The organism is Bradyrhizobium arachidis (assembly GCF_024758505.1).
Taxonomy (GTDB): Bacteria; Pseudomonadota; Alphaproteobacteria; order Rhizobiales; family Xanthobacteraceae; genus Bradyrhizobium; species Bradyrhizobium manausense_C.
Genome location: NZ_CP077970.1, coordinates 1,353,831 through 1,374,677, shown reverse-complemented (window position 1 = coordinate 1,374,677; position 20,847 = coordinate 1,353,831). Strand labels below are relative to the sequence as shown.

Here is a 20,847-nt window from a genome sequence, read left to right as displayed (position 1 = left end):
ACCGTTCGACCGGCATCACTCGAACATGGGCATCGAGAATTGAGCGACAATCGTCTTCCCGCACTTCGGACCGTCGTCGTCGAAGGACAACTGGCGTTCCAGATGCGCCGGTTCGCGGCGGCGCAGGTCGAGGACTGCGGACTTCAGATACTGAATTTGCCGCAACTGGCCGCAAGACTCGCCGGGGGCTTCACGATCGCCGCGACGGCGGAGCAGCTGGAGCCCGCGATACGGGACGCGCTCGCCGAAGGCGGTTTCGTCGAACTCGAGCACGTTCGGCATCTGCCGGGCATGTCGCGGGCGGTACTGAGGACATTGAGGAAGATCTGGGCGGCGGACTTCGATCTCGCGGCCCCGGGACGTGACCGACACCGCCGCATCGCGGAAATGCGCTTGATCGAGACGCGCATGAAATCCCGCTTGCCGCCGGCCGCAATGCTGCCTCGGGATCTTCGCGACGCGGCGCTCGAGCGGCTACAGCATGCGCCGCGGATCCTCGGCGACATCCGGATCGAAGGCCTGTCCTTCATCGCACCGATCTGGCGCCCCCTGATCGAGGCGCTCTGCAGGGTCGTCCGGGTCGAGTGGATCGCTCCGGCCGGCGCGGACACCGAATGGTTTCGTGGCAAGATCGCGCGGAACGACTCCGTCTTGCCGAGTGCGCCCGAGGTCGTCTCGTGCGCCGACGTCCGCCACGAGGTGGTCGAGAGCCTGAGATGGGCCCGGCAGCTCATCGCATCCGGTACCGCCAAGCCCAACGAGATCGCGATCGCGTCTCCGAACACCACGGCATGGGACGATCACTTCCTCGCCTGCGCGGAAGGCACCGGCTTCCGGCTTCACTTTCCCCATGGCGTTTCCGCCCTCGCCACCCGCGACGGGCAACGCTGCGCGGCCTTGGCCGACGTCCTAATGCATGGCCTGAGTCAGCAGCGGGTTCGGCGGCTGTTCGCGGTGTGTCGCGGACAAGGCCTTCCGCAGGACGAACTCCCGGCGCGTTGGCTGGATGCGATACCGCGAGGCGCGGCACTGTCGGGCCTGGAGGATTGGGTGCGTGCGCTCGAAACCGCGACCCGTCGGTCGCCCGGAAACGTTTCCGTCGAGGCCACGATGCGCCTCCTGGAAGTTCTCGCCAAGGGACCGGCCGCGGCGGACGAAGCGGCCGCGGTGTTTCTTCGTGGCCAATCGCTCCGGATCTGGCAGGCGGCGACACGTTCCGCGCCGACCGATGCCATCGAGTTGTCGTTGAGGAGCGTGCGCCTCGGGGCCGAGACGGATGCGGCGGACGCCGTCGTGTGGTGTCCGGCCAGCGATCTCGCCGCCGCCCCCCGTCTGCACGTGCGGCTGCTGGGACTTACGAATCGAGGTTGGCCCCGCGGTAGCGGAGAAGATCCGATCTTGCCGAGCCATGTCCTGCCGGTCGACGGCTTCGACGCCGATCCCGTAGCGCGCGCCGACCGCAGGCATTTCGCCGTCATTCTCGGCGCTGCGACGGGAAGCGCGGTGCTTTCGCGGAGCCGGCGCGGTGCACAAGGCGGCCGTGTCGGACGCAGCCCTCTACTGCAGGACCGCGTTGGAGACGTGCTTTCCCGCGAACGCATTCCCGAGCATGCCTTCGATCATGCCGACAGGCTGCTGGCGCGTCCCGAAGATGCCGCCTTCATCGATCAGATCGGATCGGCCAACCGATGTTGGAAGGATTGGCATGTGGAGGCGCTTACGGAGCACGACGGTTGCTTCGAGCCGGATCACCCGGCCATCAAGCGTTCGATCGAGCGGATACAGTCGGCCGCCTCGTTGCAACGGCTCCTGCGGGATCCGCTCGGATTCGTCTGGAAGTATGCGCTGGGCTTCGACGTACCCCAACAGCGCGAACACCCGCTGACCATCGCGCCGGACGAGCTCGGCAAACTCGTACACGAGCTCCTTCGGCGCGCCGTCGATGCGCTCGAGCCCGAACCGGGATACGCGAGGGCCTCCGACGTTCAGATCGAGAATGCGCTGACGGATGCGACCGGGATCGTGCATGCCGCCTGGCCCCTCGAACGTCCGGTGCCGCCCAAGCTGCTGTGGGGTCATACCGTCGACTACGCGAAAGCGATGGCGCTGGCGGGGCTGCTTCGGAAGGAGATCAGCGAGGAGGGCACGCGCAGTTGGACCGAGGTCCCCTTCGGTCAACCCGCCGGCTTCGAATCCGGCCGCGAGCTTCCGTGGGATCCTACGATACCCGTCGAAATACCCGGCACCCCCGTGCGGCTGCGCGGCACCATCGACCGCCTCGACATGCGCAGCAATCCCTTCGCCGTCAGAGTGACCGACTACAAGACGGGAATGGTCCCCAACAACGCCGCCCGCATCGTGATCGGCGGTGGCAGCGAGTTGCAGCGCGCCTTGTATGCGCTCGCATGTCTGCAGTTGCTGGAGGAGGAGCCGAAAGTCCTCGCAAGGTTGCTCTACCTGGCCGGAGAGCCGCTGGAGGTCAAGATGAAGGATGTCGACGTGGTTCTCGCTCGGATAGGTGAATTCGTAAGCGAGGCGGTGGCCTTGCTCCGCAAGGGAAGCGCGGTGCCCGGACGTCTCGCCTATGACAGGACCAACGATCTCCGACTGGCCTTTCCGGCCTCCCCCGGATACGAGCGGCGCAAGCGGATTGCTTTCGGCCGCGCCTGCGGAACTCTCTCCAAGTTCTGGAGCGCTGCATGATTGCGCGAAACGACGACAGCGACCGGCTCCGTGCATTGACCGAGTTCGATTCGACACTTCTGGTCGAAGCCGCTGCCGGCACGGGAAAGACGTCGTTGCTGGCCGGGCGGGTGGTGATGCTGCTCGCGGCCGGCACGCCGCCGAAATCCATGGCGGCGATCACCTTCACCGAGCTCGCCGCGGGCGAACTCCGTCAACGTATCGCTCACTATCTCGACGCCCTTCTCTTGGGGAAGGTACCCGAAGAGCTGCGACTTTGCATTCCGACGGAACTGGAATCGGCTCAGCGGCGGGCGCTAGAGAAGGCGAGCGGGCTCCTGGACGAACTGACCTGTTCGACGATTCACGGATTCTGCCACGACCTGCTGCGGACCTATTCCGTCGAAGCGGGCATCGATCCCGACGCAGAGATCCTCGATCGCGACCAGGCGGATTTCGTGTTCGATGCTATCTTCGATCAGTGGTGGCGCGATCGGCTCGACGAACCTCGGCCGGCGGAGGATGCGATCACGGTGATTGCGCGAAAGGATCCGACGGGAGCCGAAAAGCTTCTGCGCGATTTCGCCAAGTCGAGGCGACGGCACCGAAACGCCCGTCCGCTGCCGCCGGGCATGGAGGTCGACGCTCACCTCGATTTCGGGGAGAACGTCCGCGAGTTCCGCCGCTGGTACGACCGCGTCGGGGGTCCGTGCGACGTCGTCGATCTCGAGACGCTGGTCGGCCATTTCGAGCGCAGCCTCCAGGGTGGTCTCGACTTCGCGCGGTTATGGGATGCGGCGCACCCCGAGACGCTGCCGCTCATGCGATCCAGATCGCTCGATCTCCGCGAATACAGGCGACGCTCGATGTGGAAGCGCGCGAAGGGAGACGATGACGGCGGCCACCTCGCCGATCAGGCGGAGGAGCATTACGCGCGATGCCGCGAGTCCTACGGCACGCTGATGGGCCGGATCGCAACCGCGATCGTCAGCGTGTTCTCATCCGAGCTCGACGGGCTTTTGGCCGAATACGACGGGTTCAAGCGGCGAGCCGCGGTGATGGACTTCGACGACCTCCTGTTCACCTGTCGCGAGGTCCTGCGCCGATATCCCGAGGTCCGTGCGGCCGCCGGCGGGCGCTTCTCGCGCATACTCGTGGACGAGTTCCAGGACACCGACCCGGTCCAGGCGGAGATCCTGTTTCTGCTGGCCGGTGCCGACGCAACCACCGAAAATTGGCAGGAGCGCCGTCTGCGGCGTGGCCAGCTTTTCCTGGTCGGCGATCCCAAACAGGCTATCTACCGCTTCCGGGGAGCCGATCTCGCGACCTACCTCAAGGTCCGCAGCGCCATCGAGGCGCAGTTTCCCGAGAACATACTGCGCGTCACGGCGAACTTTCGCTCGAGGCCGCGCATCCTCGAATACATCAACGACTGCTTCGCCGGACCGCTCGCCGCCCAACAGGCCGGCTACGTGGCCTTGGGCGGGACGAGAGACGACGCAAACCATGGGCTTCCGTGCGTCACGAAGGTGTCCGTCGACCTGTTGCCGAATACGCGGATCGACAGCAGCCGCGACGAGGAGGCGCGCGTGGTCGCCGAAATTTGCGGCCGCCTGATAGGCAACGTCGTGCTGAAGCTGAACGACGGATCGAGCAGGCGCCTGACGCCGGGAGACATCGCCCTGCTGGCACCCGTCTCGACCGAGCTGTGGCGCTACGAGCGAGCCCTTGAGGAAGCCGGACTGCCCTTCGCCTCGCAAGCCGGCAAGAATCTATTCAAGCGGCAGGAGGCTCAGGATCTCGTCGCACTGGTCCGGGCCATCGCCGATGTGCGCGACACGCTGGCCTTGGGCGCCCTGTTGCGCGGACCGCTTGTGGGCCTTTCCGAGCAGGAGCTGCTCACGATCACGGCGAATCTTCCCGTTCCGCCTGGCAGCGAGTCGGCGCGCCTTTCGTTGCTGACGGACCCGAAGATCGTCCAGAACGATCTCGCACGCGAGGTTCTCGGCATATTGCGCGACATTCGACTTCGCCTTCGCGTCACGACCCCCGCACTGCTGCTCGCCGAGGCGATCGAACGGCTTCGCGTACGTGCCATCGTCGCGGCAAGGAGCGCGGATCAGGCGTCCCGCTCGCTTGCGAACGTCGATGCCCTGCTCGAGCGCGCGCGGAACTACGGAGTGCGCGGATTCGTGCAGTTCGCCCGCGATTTGGACGACGACTGGTCGAGCGGGACCGGATTCCCAGAGGGCATCGTCGAAGCGGACGGCCGATCCATCGAGATCGTCACAGTCCACAGTTCGAAGGGGCTGGAATGGCCGGTCGTCATTCCCATCAATCGTGCTTCGATGCCCCGCCCGCCCGAAGCGTTCGTGTACCGACGCAGCGACGAGAGCCTGCACTGGGCACTCGGGCAGGTGACGCCACCTACGCTGCAAGGTGCGCTACAGGGCGAGAATCGGGAAAAGCGCGACGAGAACCTGCGGCTGCTCTACGTGGCCTGCACCCGCGCCATGGAATTGCTCGTCATCCCCGAATTCTCCTGGTGCGACGAGACGTCCTGGGCGAAACAGATCGACTTCAAGCTCGAGGGCATCCCCAAGCTCGACGTATCGAAGTTCGAGCGCGCGGCCGTCGTCTCGCCCGAGGCGGGTGCCAATCTACAGTCTGCGGAGCTCTTCGCCGAAGAGCAGTCGCGGATCGAGCGGGACTTTCCCTCGATCGTCTGGACCAAACCTAGCGAGAGCGATCCCGATACGCTGCCGACGCCGTCTCCCAATTCCGCGGAAGAAGAGGTTATCGAGACGACCGTGAAGATCGAAGGCGGCCGCCTGCGCGGCGTCATTTTGCACAAGCTCATGGAGGAACTGGCGACCGGAGAGCTCGCCGCGGACGCAGATGAGGCCGCAGAGAGAGCGCATCTGCTTTGTGAGCAGCTTGCGACGGAAACGACGACGAGCGCCGGGCCGGACCCCGCGGAGATGGCGAATACGGCCTTGCGCACGTTCGCCCACCCCCAACTGAAGCCGTTCCGCGACCGGCTCGTTGCGGAGGTGCCGCTGTACGGCATCGCTTCGGCGGGCTCCGGCGAACTGGTCGCGGGGCGAGCGGACGCGGTGGCTCAGGCGGACAACGGCGATCTGGTCGCGTTCGATTGGAAGAGCGACGTTGCGCCGAACGAGCGGGACCGCTCGGCGTATCGGGCGCAGCTGGCTCACTATCTGCGCGTCCTGGGCGCGCAGCGCGGCGCGGTGGTGTACATGACGTCGGGCCACATCGACTGGATAGCTGCAGCCGCTTAAGCCGCTTCACGCAACTCGGGTGCCAGGCACGATCGGCGCGGACTATGCGAACCTCAGGCGGCCTGTTCGGCGGCTATCGTCCTATCGCGGTGAAGTAACGCGGTGGCACGCGCGATGACGTCGACACCTGCTGCGCGTTCGACGCGCAATGCCGAACCGCTAACGACGTAAGTCGGAAACAATTCCATCCATGCCGCCGTGATGTCGATGGGAAAGAAGCCGTACTCTTCACCCTCCATCTTGAAGGCATGGCCCTGGATGTAGAGCCTGACTTCGCGATCCATGGCGACCCGACGGCATTCGGTCTTGAAGCGATGACGCCAACCATGGTTGGGAGCAACCGCGCCAGATTCGATCCCGGCCACTTCGCGCGCCCATTCCGCAAGCCCTTCGGCTCTCGTCTTGTGAATAACGAGTCTCGGATCGTTCAGAAATTCCTTTTCGAAGAACAGCGGCAATCCTTCCCGTGTCCGGACGAATTCGAGGAAGCCCTGTTCGACGAGGTGACGATGAAGCGGAACGATGCGCGGACGGCCGTTCTTGCTTCGCTGAATGTCGATTGCCCAGACGCCGGCTTCCTGGATGACGTGCTTCGATTCCAACCGCGTGATCTCGGCGACGCGGGCTCCGGTGTAGGCCAACCCCCAGGGAATCCAACGGCGCGCGTTGGCCACGTCTTCGCTCACGTTCTTCTGCGGATCGAGACTGGCCTTCAGGATCGCATAGACCTCGCTGTCACGAAGGTCCTTCTCCCGAGTGCGTTCCGTCGGCTTGCTGTCGATATGGATGGAGTCGCAAGGATTTGCGGAGATCAGTCCCCGCTTCCGGGCCGAATTCAGCACCGTCTTGATCGCCGCGAGATAGCCGTCCTTGATCCGCACGTCGCTCACCTTTTCGTGTTCCTTGAGATGGGTCAGCCAACCGCGGATGTCGTTTGCGGAAAGCTGGGCCATGTCGTCGCGCCCGATGAACGCGACGAACTTGTCGATGCATGCCTTGAAGGCGGCATGAGTCTCCGGCTAGGCGGTTGATTTCGCTCGTATCCAGGAGGCACAAAGGCCGGAGAGCGTGGCCGTCGCGGGATCGGGCCAGTCCGGATAGAGCGTCTCGTCGGGATCCGGGCGTAGATCGCCCTCGGATCTCTTGATGGCGACCCGGCACGCATGTTTCGCGGCCCGCTGCGCGGCAAGAATCAGGGCCCGGCGCATGCGTCGACCGACGATCAAGCCGCGCGCCGCCAGTACCGCGGTCACGTGTTCGCCGTGGAAACTCTCCAGCATGTCCTCGTCGTCGACGGCGCTGGTGAACTGCCGAGGCAGCTCGCCGTCCATCTCCTGCATCGCCATCAGGGCGAAACCCGCGCTTGCGCCGGCGTGAAATCGCTCGGCGGGGAAGCCCTTCAACCAACGTCTGTACACATCCCCGGCCAAAGCCTGGATCTGCACCGTCGTCAATCCGAAGACAGCGCCCTTTCGGAGCTGCTCCCATCTGGCTTCGACTTCCCGATCGTGCTTCGCCCACGCCGCGTCGGCTGCGGCCTTGTCTTTTCCCAGCCGCTTCTTTTCTTCGCGCTTGTCCTGTCGAGGGCTGCCCGCAGGCGAGCAAGCGTCAAACGCGCGCAATGCACGGCGCACGTCGTCGGGTACCCGACGACGGTAATGATAGACGCCGTTGATCTCGCGAATTGGCTTCCGCACCGTATTCCACCCTCGCGAAGGGAGGAATAGCCGACCGGCCGTAAGCATTTCGGCGGAGATATCGATCGAATCCGCCTCGACGCGTAAACTGACTGGCAACCTTCAGCGCCGCGAGACCTTCAGCCCCGACGGCTCGGAAGGTTGCCCGCGGCCGTCACCGGAGTCGGGCCGAATCGACGGCCCATTCGGTATGATGGGTCTGTCCGGCCGTTACCGGGCAATTTCGCATCGAGGAGCGCATGGCTTCGCTTGACCTATTGGACCTCCTGGCGGGGGCAAACGAAAATCTCGGCGTCGAGTTCAAGGCATGGATGGACACGACGAGCAACGATGCTCGGGCGAAGCTTGCTCGACACATTGCCGCTCTCGCCAATCATGGCGGCGGATATCTGATCTTCGGCGTGGACGACAAGACGAGAAGGCCTCTCGGCGCGACCGTCCTGGATCTCGCTCTGTTCGGTCAGGATGCGATTTCGGGCATCGTCAAGAAGTATCTCGAGCCTCGGGTCCAGGTCCTCGTCGACCACGTCGAGCACGAAGGTGTCACCTATCCTGTCGTCGTGGTGCCATCACATGGCGCGCGCCCTGTCGTTGCGATCGCCGATGGTCCGCACGATGGCCGTGGCCGGCCGATCGGAATAGCCTTGGGCACCGTCTACATCAGAATGGCCGGGCCGGAGAGCGCGCCGATCCGCAGCGCCGACGACTGGAATACGCTTTTCGACCGCTGCCTCTCTCACCGCAGCGACCTGTTGGGTAAGATCCTCCGGCAGTCGCTCTCTCATCCGTCGCGACCTGATCGGAAGGTGAACGATCTGCTCAAGGCCACTCTCGACGAAGCGGCTCGGGACTTCACCGCACAAACGCAGCTCTTGGCCGAAAAGGTTCAACCCGAGCATCGCGATCATATCATCCGAGCCGGTACGAATTTTTCCGCACTCGGATACGCACTGGTCGACGGCGAAGGAGAACCTGTCGAGATTTCCAATCCGCGTGCGGTGAACGACCGTGTCACGATCGAAATGCACCGATATGCACACTACGGCTGGAGCTCGTTCCTGCCTTTGAACGTGCCCGAGCGAGCGCCCCAAGTTCGGATGTCCACGCTCGCCGGACGAGAAGTCACGTATCTCGAAGGAATGCGGGTCGAGAACACCGGCCTGATCGGCAGCGCCTTCGACTACTGGCGGATCTACGAATGCGGAATCGGCGTGAGCGTCGAATCGTTCCGCGACGACTGGCGGCGACCGGGCGATACGGCCCCTCCTCACCTCACGCCGGCCTGGATACTGATCGCGATTCACTCGCTGCTCGCCCACGCTCGCCTTGTCGGAAGAGAAGTCCCGGGCGCGGCTCAGGTCCTCGTTCGGATGGATTGGCGCGGCCTCAAGGGCCGCATGCTGGCATGGGACCGGTTTCGTCATGCGGCCGGTGGCGGGACGCTGGCCGATGACCGCTTTGCGAAGAATATCGCGATCGAGTGGGCGACGTTGCGGGACGACTACTTCGAGGCGCTGCGCCTGGTCTCGCTGCCTATTCTTCGCATTTTCGGGACGACAGGCTGGTACGACCCGGACCAGTGGTTGACGCGGGATGCTGTCGAGGAGCAGTTCTCGCAGCTGCGGATGAACACGCTGCGGCTGTTTGACGAGGACTGATCTGCAGTCGCCCAAAGGGCCGATGGCACACAGAATTGATTCGATGCGGCATCCGAACCGTCGGGCCCGATTGAAATTCCTCATCGGCGGCTATATGTTGGTGAGGAACGCCGTCATCGTCGGCGTGGCCGCTGCCATGGCGAAGGACCGTCGTCCAACGAGTTTTTGACCCCCGCGACCGACCCCTCATTGCGGCCGCCAAGGGACGAGCAGCGCGTCTCGACAAGGCCGAGATGAAGGATGCTCGCGTGTTCTCCACACAGGACGGCGCCAAGAAGTGCGCAAAGGACTTGAAACGACTGCTCGACGACAGCGGCTTTATATTCCCGTTGAATAAATGCCAATCGGCCGTTGCACGTGGTGGCGGCTTCCGCGATTGGCACGATCTGGAGGCTGCGCTTGGCGGCGGGCCACGACAGGTCGAACCGGCTGCTTTCCGCAAGCGCCTGCTGGCGGCCCTGCCCGGCCCTTGCCACCCACCGGTGATCGCTTGGCTGGATGATGACCCGGCCGAGTCGGCGCCAGATCCGGACACGCCTCCCCGCTGGTATCGCGACGTCTTTCCCTACCTCATGGCTGTTTCCGTGTTGCATCGTAGCACGACGCATCTTTTGCGGCCCGGCTCCGGAGCGGGCCAGCAGCTGCGGGAGACGCTCGTTGTCGGCCCCCTTCTCAATGTTCATGGTGGCCCCCGCGCAGTGCCTTTGTTCGAGCCCGACACGATGGCCTTCGTGTTCAAAGGAAGTCCGGCAACGATATTCGGTGACGATGCTCGACATCCGAGGTTCGAGATCGAGCTCCAGGTTTTGACCACCGCCGGCATTCTGGATGTCCGCGAGGATCGTATCAGGGTGCTCCCGCCCGATGTCGAGGCGGTCGTCGCATACGTTACCGATCACAAGAACGGTCAGGCCAGATATTGGGCGGACGCAGGCGGTGACGAGGCGCTGCGCGCCTTGCACGATGCGCTTGCCGCGATCGGAGTGCGCAATGCTCGACGCGTTGCGGATGCCATCGATCGTCTCGGATCCGACGCGTACATCACGCCCTCGGGGCCGGTGCTTGAGCTGCTTACCGCACTGGCCGAAGAGGGCGAGATCGAGACGTTCGCCAAGGCATATGGGCTGTTTGCGACTATCCGGCCTAACAACGCCGACTTCGTCCGGGAATCCGTGCCTGCGAAGATCTCGTCGGGATATCTCGCGACCCACCGGCGTCTCGACGCGAACAGGATCATATCCTGGACTTCGCGCAATCCGGATTGGCCGGATTGGTTGAAGGAAACCGTCGTCAAGCCGGCGCTCTTCGCACTCACGGTCGATGAGATGGCTGGCGCTATCGCCGGCGCCGCATGACGGCCCGAACGGCCTCCGGCTACGCTCTGGATTCCGTCAACGGCCGACCTTAGCCGACCGGCAGGTCAGCGGGTCGCCGTAGACGGTCATGGCCAGGTCCGTCGCCGGATCGTCGCCGAGCGCGGCGCGGACCGCGCAGTTCGCATCGAAGGAGGCGTCGATGACGGCCGCCGATGCGCTCCACCGATCGAGGAACGTCGGCAACCAGTAGGGCGGAACGTTGGTGCGCAGCGGCCAAGGGGGCGCCACCACGGCGCGGCATCCGTTGTCGAGGAGAAGTCTCACCAGACCGACGGTCGCGCTGGCGCCGGGATGCTTGTCCAACCGACCTCCCGAACACACGAACAGCACGACGACGCCAATGTCTTCCAGCGCGCCCGATATCGTCGAGGACGCCAGGGCAAGATCGACGTCGTCGGTGACCACGCGGAAAAACCGCTTGTCTTCGGCCACGCCGCTATGCGCGGCGACGATCATCATGTCGCTGCCCTTCAGCGCTGCGGGCGGTTCGAACCCGCTCGACAGCACGACGCCGTGAGCAGCGAACGTCTCCGCCAGACGGTCCGCCAGAATGGCAAGTGTCGGCAGACCCTCTTCGGGCTGCGCGTCCGGAATCCAGGCGGATATCCGCCCGTCGCCGTTCCGCGGAGTCCCGCGCGAGGCTTGCAGCCATGACAAGGACGGAGCCGCCGCCAAACGCCGATCGCGTCCCGCAAGATGCGGACCGATCCTCAGCAGGTTCGGCGGAAAGCCCTGCAGATCGGCGCTCGCGATCACCACGGCACGCTCGGGCAACTCCGACACTCCGATGCCGTCGGTGCTGACGTAGAATTCGTTGAAGGCTTGGACATCCCTGTATGCGTAGGGATAGTCGGCCTGCCAGGCCAGCAACCGGGGCTCCGAGAATATCTGCTGAGGCTCGAGAGAGCTCGCCTCGAGTTCGCCGGCCGCCGCGACGACCCGGACGAGGCCATCGTCGGTATTTCCAAAACCGACCACCGCCAATCCTTCGCGGGAAATCTCCCGGGCAGCCTGGGCGGGAGCCCGAGCATCATCGAACGATCGGAACGGACCAGGCTGTCCGGGGTGCGCAATGGTTTGATCGGCGAGGATCTCGACGCCGTAGAACGCCGTAGCCGCATCGCGAGACCCTTCCGACGCGAGCATCCTGCGGGCGGCCACGACGAGCATTCCGACGTCATATCCGGTGTCGTATCCGTGGCGTGCGCTTTCCAGCCTGGCGGCGAAAGCGGAAACTTGTCCGGCCGTGGGATCTTTGGCGCCAAGCGCGTCGAACAGCACGGCCATGCCCGGTCCGGTGGATTCCAGGGCTTCCTGCATCACCTTCTGCACGCCGGGGGAGATTTCGATCCCTCTTCGTCCGGCGATCCGGACGATGTTGGCAAGCAGAATGACCGCCGGCTCGGCCTCGTCGTTCGATGCGATCACGCGCCGAAGGTTCGCGACCGATCTTTCGAGCAACTCGTTCAGTTGCTCCGGCGGGCCACCTTTGCGATCGAAGTCCGCGAAATCGAGCTGCAGCTCGACGGTATCGATGCGATCTGCGTTTCGCACACCGACGCCCATTTCGGTCAATGCGCGACGTGCCGGAGCGATGAGCGGCCGCGCCAGCTTAAGCAATCCGATGTCGCGGAGAATTCGGAGCAGCAGCAAGGTCTCATAGAAGATCTGATCCCATGTCGCTTCGTCGTCGGCTGCGAGCGCGCAAGCCATGCCGATCATGGACTCGAGACCGTTTCCGAGGCGTGCATAGGCGTCCGCGAACGCGAACCACGAAAGTCTCCTGCGGTGCGGGCTTCCACCGCCCGATACAAGCGCCTGCTGCGCCATATCGCGAGCACGTTGAACCCGGCCGCCGAGCGCAAGCCTTCCCGCGGCAAGACGTATGAGGACCAGGTCATCGTCAGGTTCGGATCCGAGCGGGGCGATCGCGCATGCCATCATCAGACAGGCCTCGATCGTGCGGACGTCGCCGTCGTCCAGGACGCGTCCGCCCATGTGCTCAATGAGCCGCGCGAAGCCGAGCACGACCGCTTCCGGATTCTCCGTGAGCAGGTTTGCGGGATAGGAGAACTTGCTGAGCACGGCGCCTCCGCCGGCATTCAGCGCCGTGAGACCGACCCGCATGATGTGTCCGAGCTTCTCCGGCTCGCACGGTGGCGGGCGATCGCCGACCTTCGGTCTCTGGCGAATCCGCACGCCGGCCGCCGCCTGGTCGATCAGAAGTTTGGCCATCATCGGAACGGCAATGCTTCCGAGGATTTCCGGAGACAATATCCTGAGCAGGCCGAGGCGAACTTCGCCTTCCAGGGGACGGCTTGCGAGCCAGCCGATCGCCGCCCTCAACACATGCAGGACGAGATCGTCGTCCACGGTCGGATCGAGCACGAGGCGGCCGCGCTCGATCATGGCAAAGGAGCTGCGGACCAGACGTCCATCCGCCGGAACGCCTTCGTCCGGAATCAGCAGTTGGATCGCCTCTCGTCGCCTGCCCCGCGCTTCGAGCAATTGCGCGACTGTTCTGGCGGCGGCGCTTGTCGCGTTCGGAAATCGCAGCCCGAGTTCTGCAATCAAGCCGTCGACATCGAACTGATCGACCTTTTCTGTCCGGTCCACCACGAGAGCGTAGAAATCCGCAGCTTGCCGGCTTTGCGCGTCGCCCTGGCGAAACAGATCGGCGGCTTCCCGGAACCTCCGTTCCCGGACCAGCGCCTTGGCCCGATTCGCGCGCAACGATGATGATCCGGGAAACAGAGAGGAGAGAGCGCCGGCGGCCGCGGCCACCGCGGCCCGATCGTCCAGCCGGTCGCCGAGCTGAAGCGCTGCTTCGAGGAATTCGAGATCGCGCAGGCCATCGATCGATTTTTCCAGCAGCGCCGCCGCGATGGCGTTGGCGTCGACCTGCTCGGCCAATATCGCTGCCCGAAGAGCGGCTTCGCGCTCGAGGTCGTCGACAAGGCCCGGGTCGGCCTCAAGCAGGGCTTTGGCGGTCGAGAGCGCGCCGACATGTTGGAGGATCTGTGCCTTCAGCAGCATCTTGTTTCGATCGGGTAGCTTCTGACGGTCGATATCGGCAAGTACCGGACCGACACGGCCGGCCTGAGCGGTGCTCCGCCACTGTTCGAACTGTCGTGCCAATTCGGGCCCGTCCGGATTCTCTCTTCCGACGCCGAGAAGTCCGTCGGGAGTGCCATGGAGGAGTTCGCGGTTTTCGGTTCGATCGGGGAGGACTTCACCTGCATCGAGCGCGACATAGGCGAGAGATGCTTGAGCCGCCCGCTTCAGGAGAGTCGTCAGCGCAAGCAGGTGTCCGACCCAGAAGTCTTCCGGTAGCGCCGAACCATGCGCAGGCGTCGCCGCATCCGTCGCGCGGTACGAGGCGGCGCTCGCGACGATGTATGCACACTCGCGCTCGCCTCGGCGAACGATGTCTTCCACGGCCGCCGCTTCGAGCGTCTCGCACACGGTGCAATGCACGACGCTGAACGCCTTTTCCAGCCCTTCGGGCGAGAGCACCTTGCCGATGCATCGCCGCCAGCCTTCGGCGAAATCCGTCTTTAGTGGAGCAAGCGAAGACGGCCCGTCGTTGCCGGGCGGCAGCACGACGATGATTCTCGCGAAAGCAGGCCGGTCTTCGCTTCGAAACATGCGCAACACGGCGGCGAAGAACGCGTTCCGTTCCAGACGGTTGTCCCCCAGGAGGAAAAGGTCGGCGCATCCGGGAGATGGGACGTTCGTCTGGTAGAACTTCAATACACCGTCGTCATTGGCTTCCGCTTCGTCCGGCATGCGCACCTCGAACCTGGGGAGACGCTACCTTCGCTTGGTCGCCCTCCTTCTGCGGCGTTATATAGGACGCTCCTGCGCAATATGGATGCTGCAGGTAGCTTAAGCGCCGAAGTTTTTGTGCGTCACCGGTTGCCTCGATATCGGGCCGACAGGGCATCGGGCCCGCTTGGACCTCAGCGTCGTCCCTCGATCGATATCCCGCCTTCGGCCCGCGCAACATCCTCTCTGATCGCCTGATCTGCAAGAAGGCGGAGGGCCGCCGCCGGCAGGCGCGGCCGGGCCGCTAGGTCATCGCGACCGTTGGCGAAGCCGTGCCTGTATGAGGCCGAACGGTTCGCCGACGGCTCAGGGTTATCCGGCTTCCTTCCGTCCCTCGATCATCTCGTCGAGAAACTGCTCCTCCGGTGTCCGATCGGCATCGGAAATCATTTCAGCATCTCTTCGATCCTGAGGACATCATCGGGCGAGCCGAGGGCGAGCACGCGGATCCAGTGGTCGAGTTCGTTCGCGTTCGGCTGATTCCACGGCAGGTACGGCTCGCAGATCGGGTCGACGATGTGCTCGAGGTCGGTGGTGTAGTCCTGCACGAGGTCCCACCCGTTCTCGTCGAAGATCAGCCGCAGCCAGCCGCGCTTCTTGCCCTTGTGCGCCCACATCTCGACGATCTCGACCTGCCACATGTAGTCGAGGATGCCGTCGCGGTCGGTCGAGCGCTCGAACTCGTGTTCGGTGTCCTGCAGGTCGCACGTAATGGTGTAGCCGTCGGCGATCAAGGCATCCATGAGCTTGGTGGCGATCTCGCGGTCGATGCGCCTCACCTCGCGCTTCTCGGCAACCCGCTTCACACGCTTGTCGAAGGCTTCGTCGCTTTCGATGCGTCCCTGCCAGTAGCGATGCGAGATCCGCAGGAACTGCGCGGCGATCATGTCCATGCCGAGCGTTCTGTCGCGTTCGGCCTGCCCCGATCGCACGACGGTCGCCTGCAGGTTCTCGTTGCGGTAGGGAAGGTTGGCGAGGTCCTTCCTGTTGGCGTGCGCCCGCCATGTGTACTGGACGAACGAATCGTGGTCCTCTTCGTCAAGGCGGACGCGCCAGCCGTCGTCGTAACCGCAGGCGATCCTCATCGCTTCCTGCGCCGACAGATGTCGTGCGATCACGAGATCATCCTTCTCGATGTCGTCGACGGGAAGGTAGGCGGTGTAGGTTTCGCTCACGGCTTCACTCCCCCGTACGTGGCCTCTTCGCTCTGGTTGGACATCGCGCTCGCCTGCTCGTACCGGCGGGTCTGCACCGCCTCGCGGACGCGCGGCCAGTCCACCGCGCCGGTGAACGCCGAATGTGCGTGCTCGCTCTCGATCGTCCTGAGCGCCTTTTTCTCCACCCGGTGGCCGGCGAACGCCTCGAGCAGCGTTCCGAGTGCCATGCCGTCCCAGTCCTCGATCGACAGAAAGGCCAGCAGCGGATGCGGATCGCCCTCGGGGTGGGCCATGCATCCGAGATACGGCGCGAAGTCGGACGGCATCACGTCGTTGAGCGGGCGGTGGTGCTTCGCCTCGCTCATCTGGAAGATCTTGATGGCGCTCGACAGCGGCATGGTGGCGACGATCCGGTCGGTCTCGAAGCCGCGCTCCTGCGCGAACTGCACCTCCTTGAACAGCAGGCCGTGGGCGAACCCAACCTTCTGCGCAAGCTTGCCGGCGAGGATCGAGCAGAAGTGGCCCGCGATCGCAGCGCACTGCGCGCGGCGGTCGCGGTGCGCCTCGAGCAGACCCGTGAAGTCTTCCTCATCGAGCGCCCAGGCGGCCGCCGGCTCCGTCAGCGCGTAGTTCTGCGCCGCCCGCCGCAAAGGGGTTTCAATGACCGTTTCCCATTCCGGCGCCGAGAATCCGGAAAATCCCGGCAGATGGACTACGAGCAGCTTGTCGTTCTTCATGTCGTCTCCTTTCATTCCTGGTGTGCTAGTGGAGAGCCAGTCGGCGCGCGTAGTCGTCGTCGCTCTCGATGCGTCCGGGCCAGATCGTCCCCGTGTTCTCCAGCAGGGCTTTTTCGAATTTCTCGAGCGCGCGGCCGACGTCGATCCCTGGATCCTTGGACTTCGGAACCATCACGGAAAACACCTTGAGGAAGCCTCGTCCGCTCGACGGCCGCTTGCGATATCGAACCGGCGCACTGAACCGAGGTCGTGATCGACCGGCGCGGCCCTGAACGGCCCGCCGTGCTCGAGTGCCAGCACCAGCGCGCGGCCGAGCGTCACGCCTTGCGCGACGACTTTGCCTCCGGGCCCGAGGGACATCGTGTACGTCTTCTGATTCATCGCCTCTTCCTCCTTCTTCAGACCATCTGGCGCGGCAACGTCTCGATCTCGTGCGGCGCCGCCAGCTGCCACGTCTCGCCGTAGCTATCGGTCATGTCGCCTCCTTTGCCCGGCGGAGTGCGAAATCTTCGGCCTCGATGCGGCCGCTCCAGAACACCCGCGTGTCGTTCAGCAGCACCTCCGCGAAATTCCCGATCGCCTCGTCCGCGTCGGCCATGGGGTGGTCGGTATGCTTGACCAGGGTTTCGAACACCGCCTCGAATGCCATCGTGTCGCGGTGCAACCGGCCGATCTCGAAGATGCGGAAGCCGTTCCACTCCCGATGAAGGATGGTGGTGTTGCCGGCGTGACCGTGCTGCACGGCGAGCACCAGCGCCCGCTCGATCGTGATTTTCTCCGCGACGATCCGTTCGTGCTCGCCGTCGCACAGCGACATCGTGTACGTCGTTCGCATCTATGCCTCCTTGCCGACCGCATACCGCGGCAGCTTCTCGATCTCGCGCAGCGCCACCAGCGGCCACGTCTCGCCGTAGCTGTCAGCGGCTTTGGCGCCGGCGTGGCCCTGAATGATGTTGCGGACGTCTTCCGGCATCCCTACCAAGCGGCTTACGCTCGAGAAGCGGTGGCGCCAGCCGTGGTTGGGCGCCACCCGCTCGTCGATGCCGAGCGTGCGCACCCACTCTGCGAGCCGCTCGCCGACCTTCTTGTGGTGGGGATTCGAGTCCTTGCCTCCGCGGCTGCGGCGCGGGTCGTAGAACAGCGGCTGCGTGCCGCGCGAATTCGCGTAGTCGAGCAAGCCCTGTTCGATCAGGTGACTGTGCAACGGCACTTCACGGAATTTGCGCGTCTTGGCGTTCTCGGCGCGGATCCGGATCATCCAGATGCCGTCGCGGAACACGATGTCGCGCCGGCGCAGTGGCGTGATTTCGTTGACCCGCGCGCCTGTGTAGGCGCCGATCCACGGCACCCAGCGCCGGGCCGCGGCCATCTCGATGCTGATCTTTTCCGACGGCTGGCTCAGCGTCGCGGACAGGATCGTCGCCGCCTCCTTGCCGTCGAACCCTCTGTCGCGTTCCTGCGGCGCTTCGCGCACCCTGACCTTGACGTCCTTGGCGACGTTTTCGGCGAGCTGGCCCTGGTCAACGGCGAACTGCAGCGTCGCCTTGGTCGAGGCGAGGTAGACGTCGCGGACGGTGATGTTCGACTTGCCGTCCTCGAGCAGCCTGTCCTTCCAGGCGACGATGTCGGCCCGCGAGATCCGCGTAGCGTCGTCGTGGCCGAGTTGCGCGATGAGCTTGTCGACGATCGGCGACCAGCGCTTCACGGTCGCGGGCGACAGCTGCGCCTCCTTGGCGTAGGAGGAGAAGATGGTGCGAAGCGGCCTGGGCGCCGTCCCCTGCCGCGCCGCTTCGGCGCCGACGGGAGCTGGACCTGCGGACCCGCTTGGCCGACGGCTGGCGAGATGATTTCGACCGCGGCGTCGGGGACGACAGCCATCGCGGGCGCCGCGCCGGCGCGCGCGTATCCTCCGACCTCCGCGACGATGCCGTCGATCTCCAACCAGGCGCGTTCGAGGCGCGCCGTCTCTTCGAGGTTGCGGATGCGTGCGACGACGGGATCGCGGGTCTGCAGCGAGAACTTGATCTCGCTCTTGCCGACGGCGTCTCTCAGCCGTTCAGGAACGCGCTTCCTGAACAGGAAGATGCCGCTTTGCGGATGACGCTTGGGAGTACCGAGCGCGCAGACCATCTGTGTACCGCCGTTGTGTACCGACGGTCGTCCGGAAAAAGTCCTAAATCCCCTTTCGGATCAGAAGGCTCGCTGCTTTTCGGCTGTTTTCGAGTGTGCTGGCGGAGAGGGAGGGATTCTCATCCCTGTTTGCAGGGTGCCAGCAGTTCAGATGCTTTGCAGATGTCGGCGAAACACAGACTGGGACCACGAGGCGCGGCTGCTCATTGCATTAGACTAGCGGCAAAGGGCAGGAGATTTGTACAGCTGTTGTATGAATTTCTTTGAGTGACGACCAGGTCACCCACCCAAAGATGCAAAAGTGCCATATTTATAGAGGTTTGCTGAGTTGGAGCGGGCGAAGGGAATCGAACCCTCGTATGCAGCTTGGGAAGCTGCCGTTCTACCATTTCCGTCTCGGCCAAATCAGCGCGGCACGATTTTGGCACGGCGTTTTCGTTCAGATACGACGACAGTTAGAGCAAACAATGTCGCAATTTGCAATCTCTGGGAAGTTGGGGCCGAAGCGCGTCGACGAAGGCATCCAACCGATTCCCAGAGGGGCCCCTCGACCGGAAGCCGCCCTGCCCACCGCTCATCCTTGCTAGAGGCGAGTTTCGCTGCGAGCTGCAGGCAGCCTTCGGGAACTCGTCAAGCTCGAACATCAAGAATGTCGCGAAGCCCGCGACCTCAAGTTGCATGTCCAACTCTAGCGTTTCCAGCCAACTGGTGATTGCTTTTAGTGGGGACATTGCTCTGCTCTCCTTCCCTGCAGTCGTGATTGGGCTCGCGACTGGTATAGGGTGGGCTTGATAGCGATTCGGCCCAGGAAACACCGCGCCGGTCAACTACAAGAATTTGCAGGTGATGGAAATCAAAAGCTGACCGGCAGCCGTTAACGCACTACGGAACGCACTGCCAGTCGGCCAGGTCTTCCGGAATGCCCATCTTGGTGGGGTCGCCAGCCGACGGCCAATAGCAAATCCCGTTCGCTAGTTCGCCCGCGGCTACAATCGGTGAGATGTATTGGCCCAACACCTGACCGTCAAACAGGAGCGCGCATCCGCCCGGGACGATAATGATCTCAGCTAACCCCGCGCGTGTTTCGTACGTCCACTTCATAACGGGCTACTCGGGGCCGTAGAACTTGCTTAGGTCTTCCTCAGGAGCGTTGCACAGAATCAAGGCCTTTCCTTCTCGCAGCCCAATGCGACCGGGTCGAAACCAGCGCGGTCCATTGATTGCCTGGCTCAAGGTGAGTTGCGTCAATAACGTACCCGGTGCCCTTTATGACTAACTCGCCCAAGGCTGCGGCGCCGTGACGAGTCGCCATTCGCCGAGAAATAAGCGGCTCGTCTTCCTTGGATTCGTAGAGAAGACTCTTGTAGACGATGACTTGAGTCATCGCTCGCTCCCCCTAGGTGTCGCGCGAATGTTGCTAACGACCCCCGCTCGGCAGTTAGAAGCAGCGCGGGCGCGACTCGGCGTCGATGACTTGCGTAACCGACGCTGTCCCTACCGCGCCCGCACTGCCAGTGAAGTTAGCAGCGATGTGACTCGGCGCCGCCATACCGAAGAAGCGCTGTCCCTACCACCCGCGCCACTAACTTGAGGTGGCCAGCCCTGCGACGGCCTTGAACTGCAAAACTGACCGTCCTCGCTTCCCGTGGGTGAAGTCCAGCCCACAGGATGCCGCCGAGTTGTATCGGCGAAAAGTCTCCCCGGCACCTACCTGGATTGGTTGGGCCGCCTGGGCCTCAAGGCCGACGTCGAAGCTGCCCGCGTCGCGCATTCTATTTCTTCGACGGCGTTATGTAGTCCCGGTGAAGGACGGTTGACCATCACGGCGATCAGCATTTTTATGGCTGCTCGTTCCGCTTCGAAGCCGAGCAACTTCGCAAAGGTGGAACGCAGTTGCTGAAACATCGAGGAATGATCGCGCGCCCAAAGTCCTCTGAAGGTCTCATCAACGCCGAGTATCGCAACAACCACATGTTTCTCGAACGAAAAAACGAGGGTGTGCAGCTCAGCCGTCGATGCTCCGGTCTGCCGTGTTCGGCCTGTCCGCCTTACGACATGCATGTCGTGAACCCAACCTGCGCGTGCGGTCGCCGACATGCTGAAAAGCAGGCATACGAGCGCTTTCACATCAACGAACGAGCGTCGCGCTTTTCAACCAGCAGCTTGATGAGTTTTGTGGTGGCACGCTTATTGCTGCAAATATGGCGAGGCTCAAATGGCCTGGGATCGATACACGATCAAGGGCAAATTGCCTTCGTTATAGCTCGAAAGGAGTGAAAG

The 20,847-nt window shown here is 63.8% G+C and carries 17 protein-coding genes; 5 read left to right on the top strand and 12 right to left on the bottom strand.

The genetic code is table 11. The features are described from left to right. Window positions 1-15: 15 nt before the first annotated feature. Window positions 16-282: a hypothetical protein gene (locus KUF59_RS06250; protein WP_258768818.1), complete on the bottom strand. Its 267-nt coding sequence runs from the start codon at window positions 280-282 to the stop codon at window positions 16-18. A 126-nt stretch (window positions 283-408) separates the two neighbouring features. On the opposite strand from KUF59_RS06250, the gene KUF59_RS06245 reads away from it, so the two are divergent. After that, the gene (locus KUF59_RS06245; RefSeq protein WP_258768817.1) at window positions 409-2,703 is read left to right on the top strand and encodes a PD-(D/E)XK nuclease family protein; all 2,295 of its coding nucleotides are present in this window, start codon (window positions 409-411) and stop codon (window positions 2,701-2,703) included. After that, window positions 2,700-5,984, top strand: coding sequence for a UvrD-helicase domain-containing protein (locus KUF59_RS06240; protein WP_258768816.1), 3,285 nt, complete (start codon window positions 2,700-2,702; stop codon window positions 5,982-5,984). The genes KUF59_RS06245 and KUF59_RS06240 overlap by 4 nt, the downstream gene beginning before the upstream one ends. A gap of 53 nt (window positions 5,985-6,037) precedes the next feature. Here the strand turns inward: KUF59_RS06240 and KUF59_RS06235 are convergent, their stop codons facing one another. Both KUF59_RS06235 and KUF59_RS06230 read right to left on the bottom strand, forming a co-directional pair. Then, complete coding sequence (locus tag KUF59_RS06235) at window positions 6,038-6,937, bottom strand: site-specific integrase (protein WP_258768811.1); 900 nt, start codon at window positions 6,935-6,937, stop codon at window positions 6,038-6,040. A gap of 66 nt (window positions 6,938-7,003) precedes the next feature. Beyond that, on the bottom strand, window positions 7,004-7,681 hold the full coding sequence (locus KUF59_RS06230) for a hypothetical protein (protein ID WP_258768809.1): 678 nt from the start codon (window positions 7,679-7,681) through the stop codon (window positions 7,004-7,006). A 239-nt stretch (window positions 7,682-7,920) separates the two neighbouring features. Between KUF59_RS06230 and KUF59_RS06225 the strand changes: the two genes are divergently transcribed. Both KUF59_RS06225 and KUF59_RS06220 read left to right on the top strand, forming a co-directional pair. Continuing rightward, window positions 7,921-9,339 carry an AlbA family DNA-binding domain-containing protein gene (locus tag KUF59_RS06225; RefSeq protein ID WP_258768808.1) on the top strand — a complete coding sequence of 473 codons (1,419 nt, stop codon included), beginning with the start codon at window positions 7,921-7,923 and terminating at the stop codon, window positions 9,337-9,339. A 233-nt stretch (window positions 9,340-9,572) separates the two neighbouring features. Beyond that, a complete protein-coding gene (locus KUF59_RS06220; protein WP_258768807.1) occupies window positions 9,573-10,694 on the top strand; it encodes a hypothetical protein in 1,122 nt (373 codons plus the stop codon). Window positions 10,695-10,730: 36 nt separating this feature from the next. Here the strand turns inward: KUF59_RS06220 and KUF59_RS06215 are convergent, their stop codons facing one another. From KUF59_RS06215 to KUF59_RS06175, 9 genes are all read right to left on the bottom strand, one after another. After that, on the bottom strand, window positions 10,731-14,504 hold the full coding sequence (locus tag KUF59_RS06215; RefSeq protein ID WP_258768805.1) for a hypothetical protein: 3,774 nt from the start codon (window positions 14,502-14,504) through the stop codon (window positions 10,731-10,733). Between the two features lie 425 nt (window positions 14,505-14,929). Beyond that, the gene (locus KUF59_RS06210) at window positions 14,930-15,718 is read right to left on the bottom strand and encodes a hypothetical protein (RefSeq protein WP_258768804.1); all 789 of its coding nucleotides are present in this window, start codon (window positions 15,716-15,718) and stop codon (window positions 14,930-14,932) included. Continuing rightward, a complete protein-coding gene (locus tag KUF59_RS06205) occupies window positions 15,715-16,437 on the bottom strand; it encodes a hypothetical protein (protein WP_258768803.1) in 723 nt (240 codons plus the stop codon). Before KUF59_RS06205 ends, KUF59_RS06210 begins: the two co-directional genes overlap by 4 nt. 25 nt (window positions 16,438-16,462) lie before the next feature. After that, window positions 16,463-16,612, bottom strand: coding sequence for a hypothetical protein (locus KUF59_RS06200; RefSeq protein WP_258768802.1), 150 nt, complete (start codon window positions 16,610-16,612; stop codon window positions 16,463-16,465). Continuing rightward, window positions 16,609-16,818, bottom strand: a complete 210-nt coding sequence (locus KUF59_RS06195) for a hypothetical protein (RefSeq protein ID WP_258768801.1) — start codon at window positions 16,816-16,818, stop codon at window positions 16,609-16,611. The genes KUF59_RS06200 and KUF59_RS06195 overlap by 4 nt, the downstream gene beginning before the upstream one ends. A 91-nt stretch (window positions 16,819-16,909) precedes the next feature. Continuing rightward, window positions 16,910-17,272, bottom strand: a complete 363-nt coding sequence (locus KUF59_RS06190; protein WP_258768799.1) for a hypothetical protein — start codon at window positions 17,270-17,272, stop codon at window positions 16,910-16,912. Then, window positions 17,273-18,142 carry a tyrosine-type recombinase/integrase gene (locus KUF59_RS06185; RefSeq protein ID WP_258768797.1) on the bottom strand — a complete coding sequence of 290 codons (870 nt, stop codon included), beginning with the start codon at window positions 18,140-18,142 and terminating at the stop codon, window positions 17,273-17,275. Beyond that, the gene (locus KUF59_RS06180) at window positions 18,139-18,567 is read right to left on the bottom strand and encodes a DUF6538 domain-containing protein (RefSeq protein WP_258768794.1); all 429 of its coding nucleotides are present in this window, start codon (window positions 18,565-18,567) and stop codon (window positions 18,139-18,141) included. The genes KUF59_RS06185 and KUF59_RS06180 overlap by 4 nt, the downstream gene beginning before the upstream one ends. 1,141 nt (window positions 18,568-19,708) lie before the next feature. After that, window positions 19,709-19,951, bottom strand: a complete 243-nt coding sequence (locus KUF59_RS06175; RefSeq protein ID WP_258768793.1) for a hypothetical protein — start codon at window positions 19,949-19,951, stop codon at window positions 19,709-19,711. Between the two features lie 509 nt (window positions 19,952-20,460). On the opposite strand from KUF59_RS06175, the gene KUF59_RS06170 reads away from it, so the two are divergent. Continuing rightward, on the top strand, window positions 20,461-20,844 hold the full coding sequence (locus KUF59_RS06170; RefSeq protein ID WP_258768792.1) for a hypothetical protein: 384 nt from the start codon (window positions 20,461-20,463) through the stop codon (window positions 20,842-20,844). The last annotated feature ends 3 nt before the right edge of the window (window positions 20,845-20,847 follow it).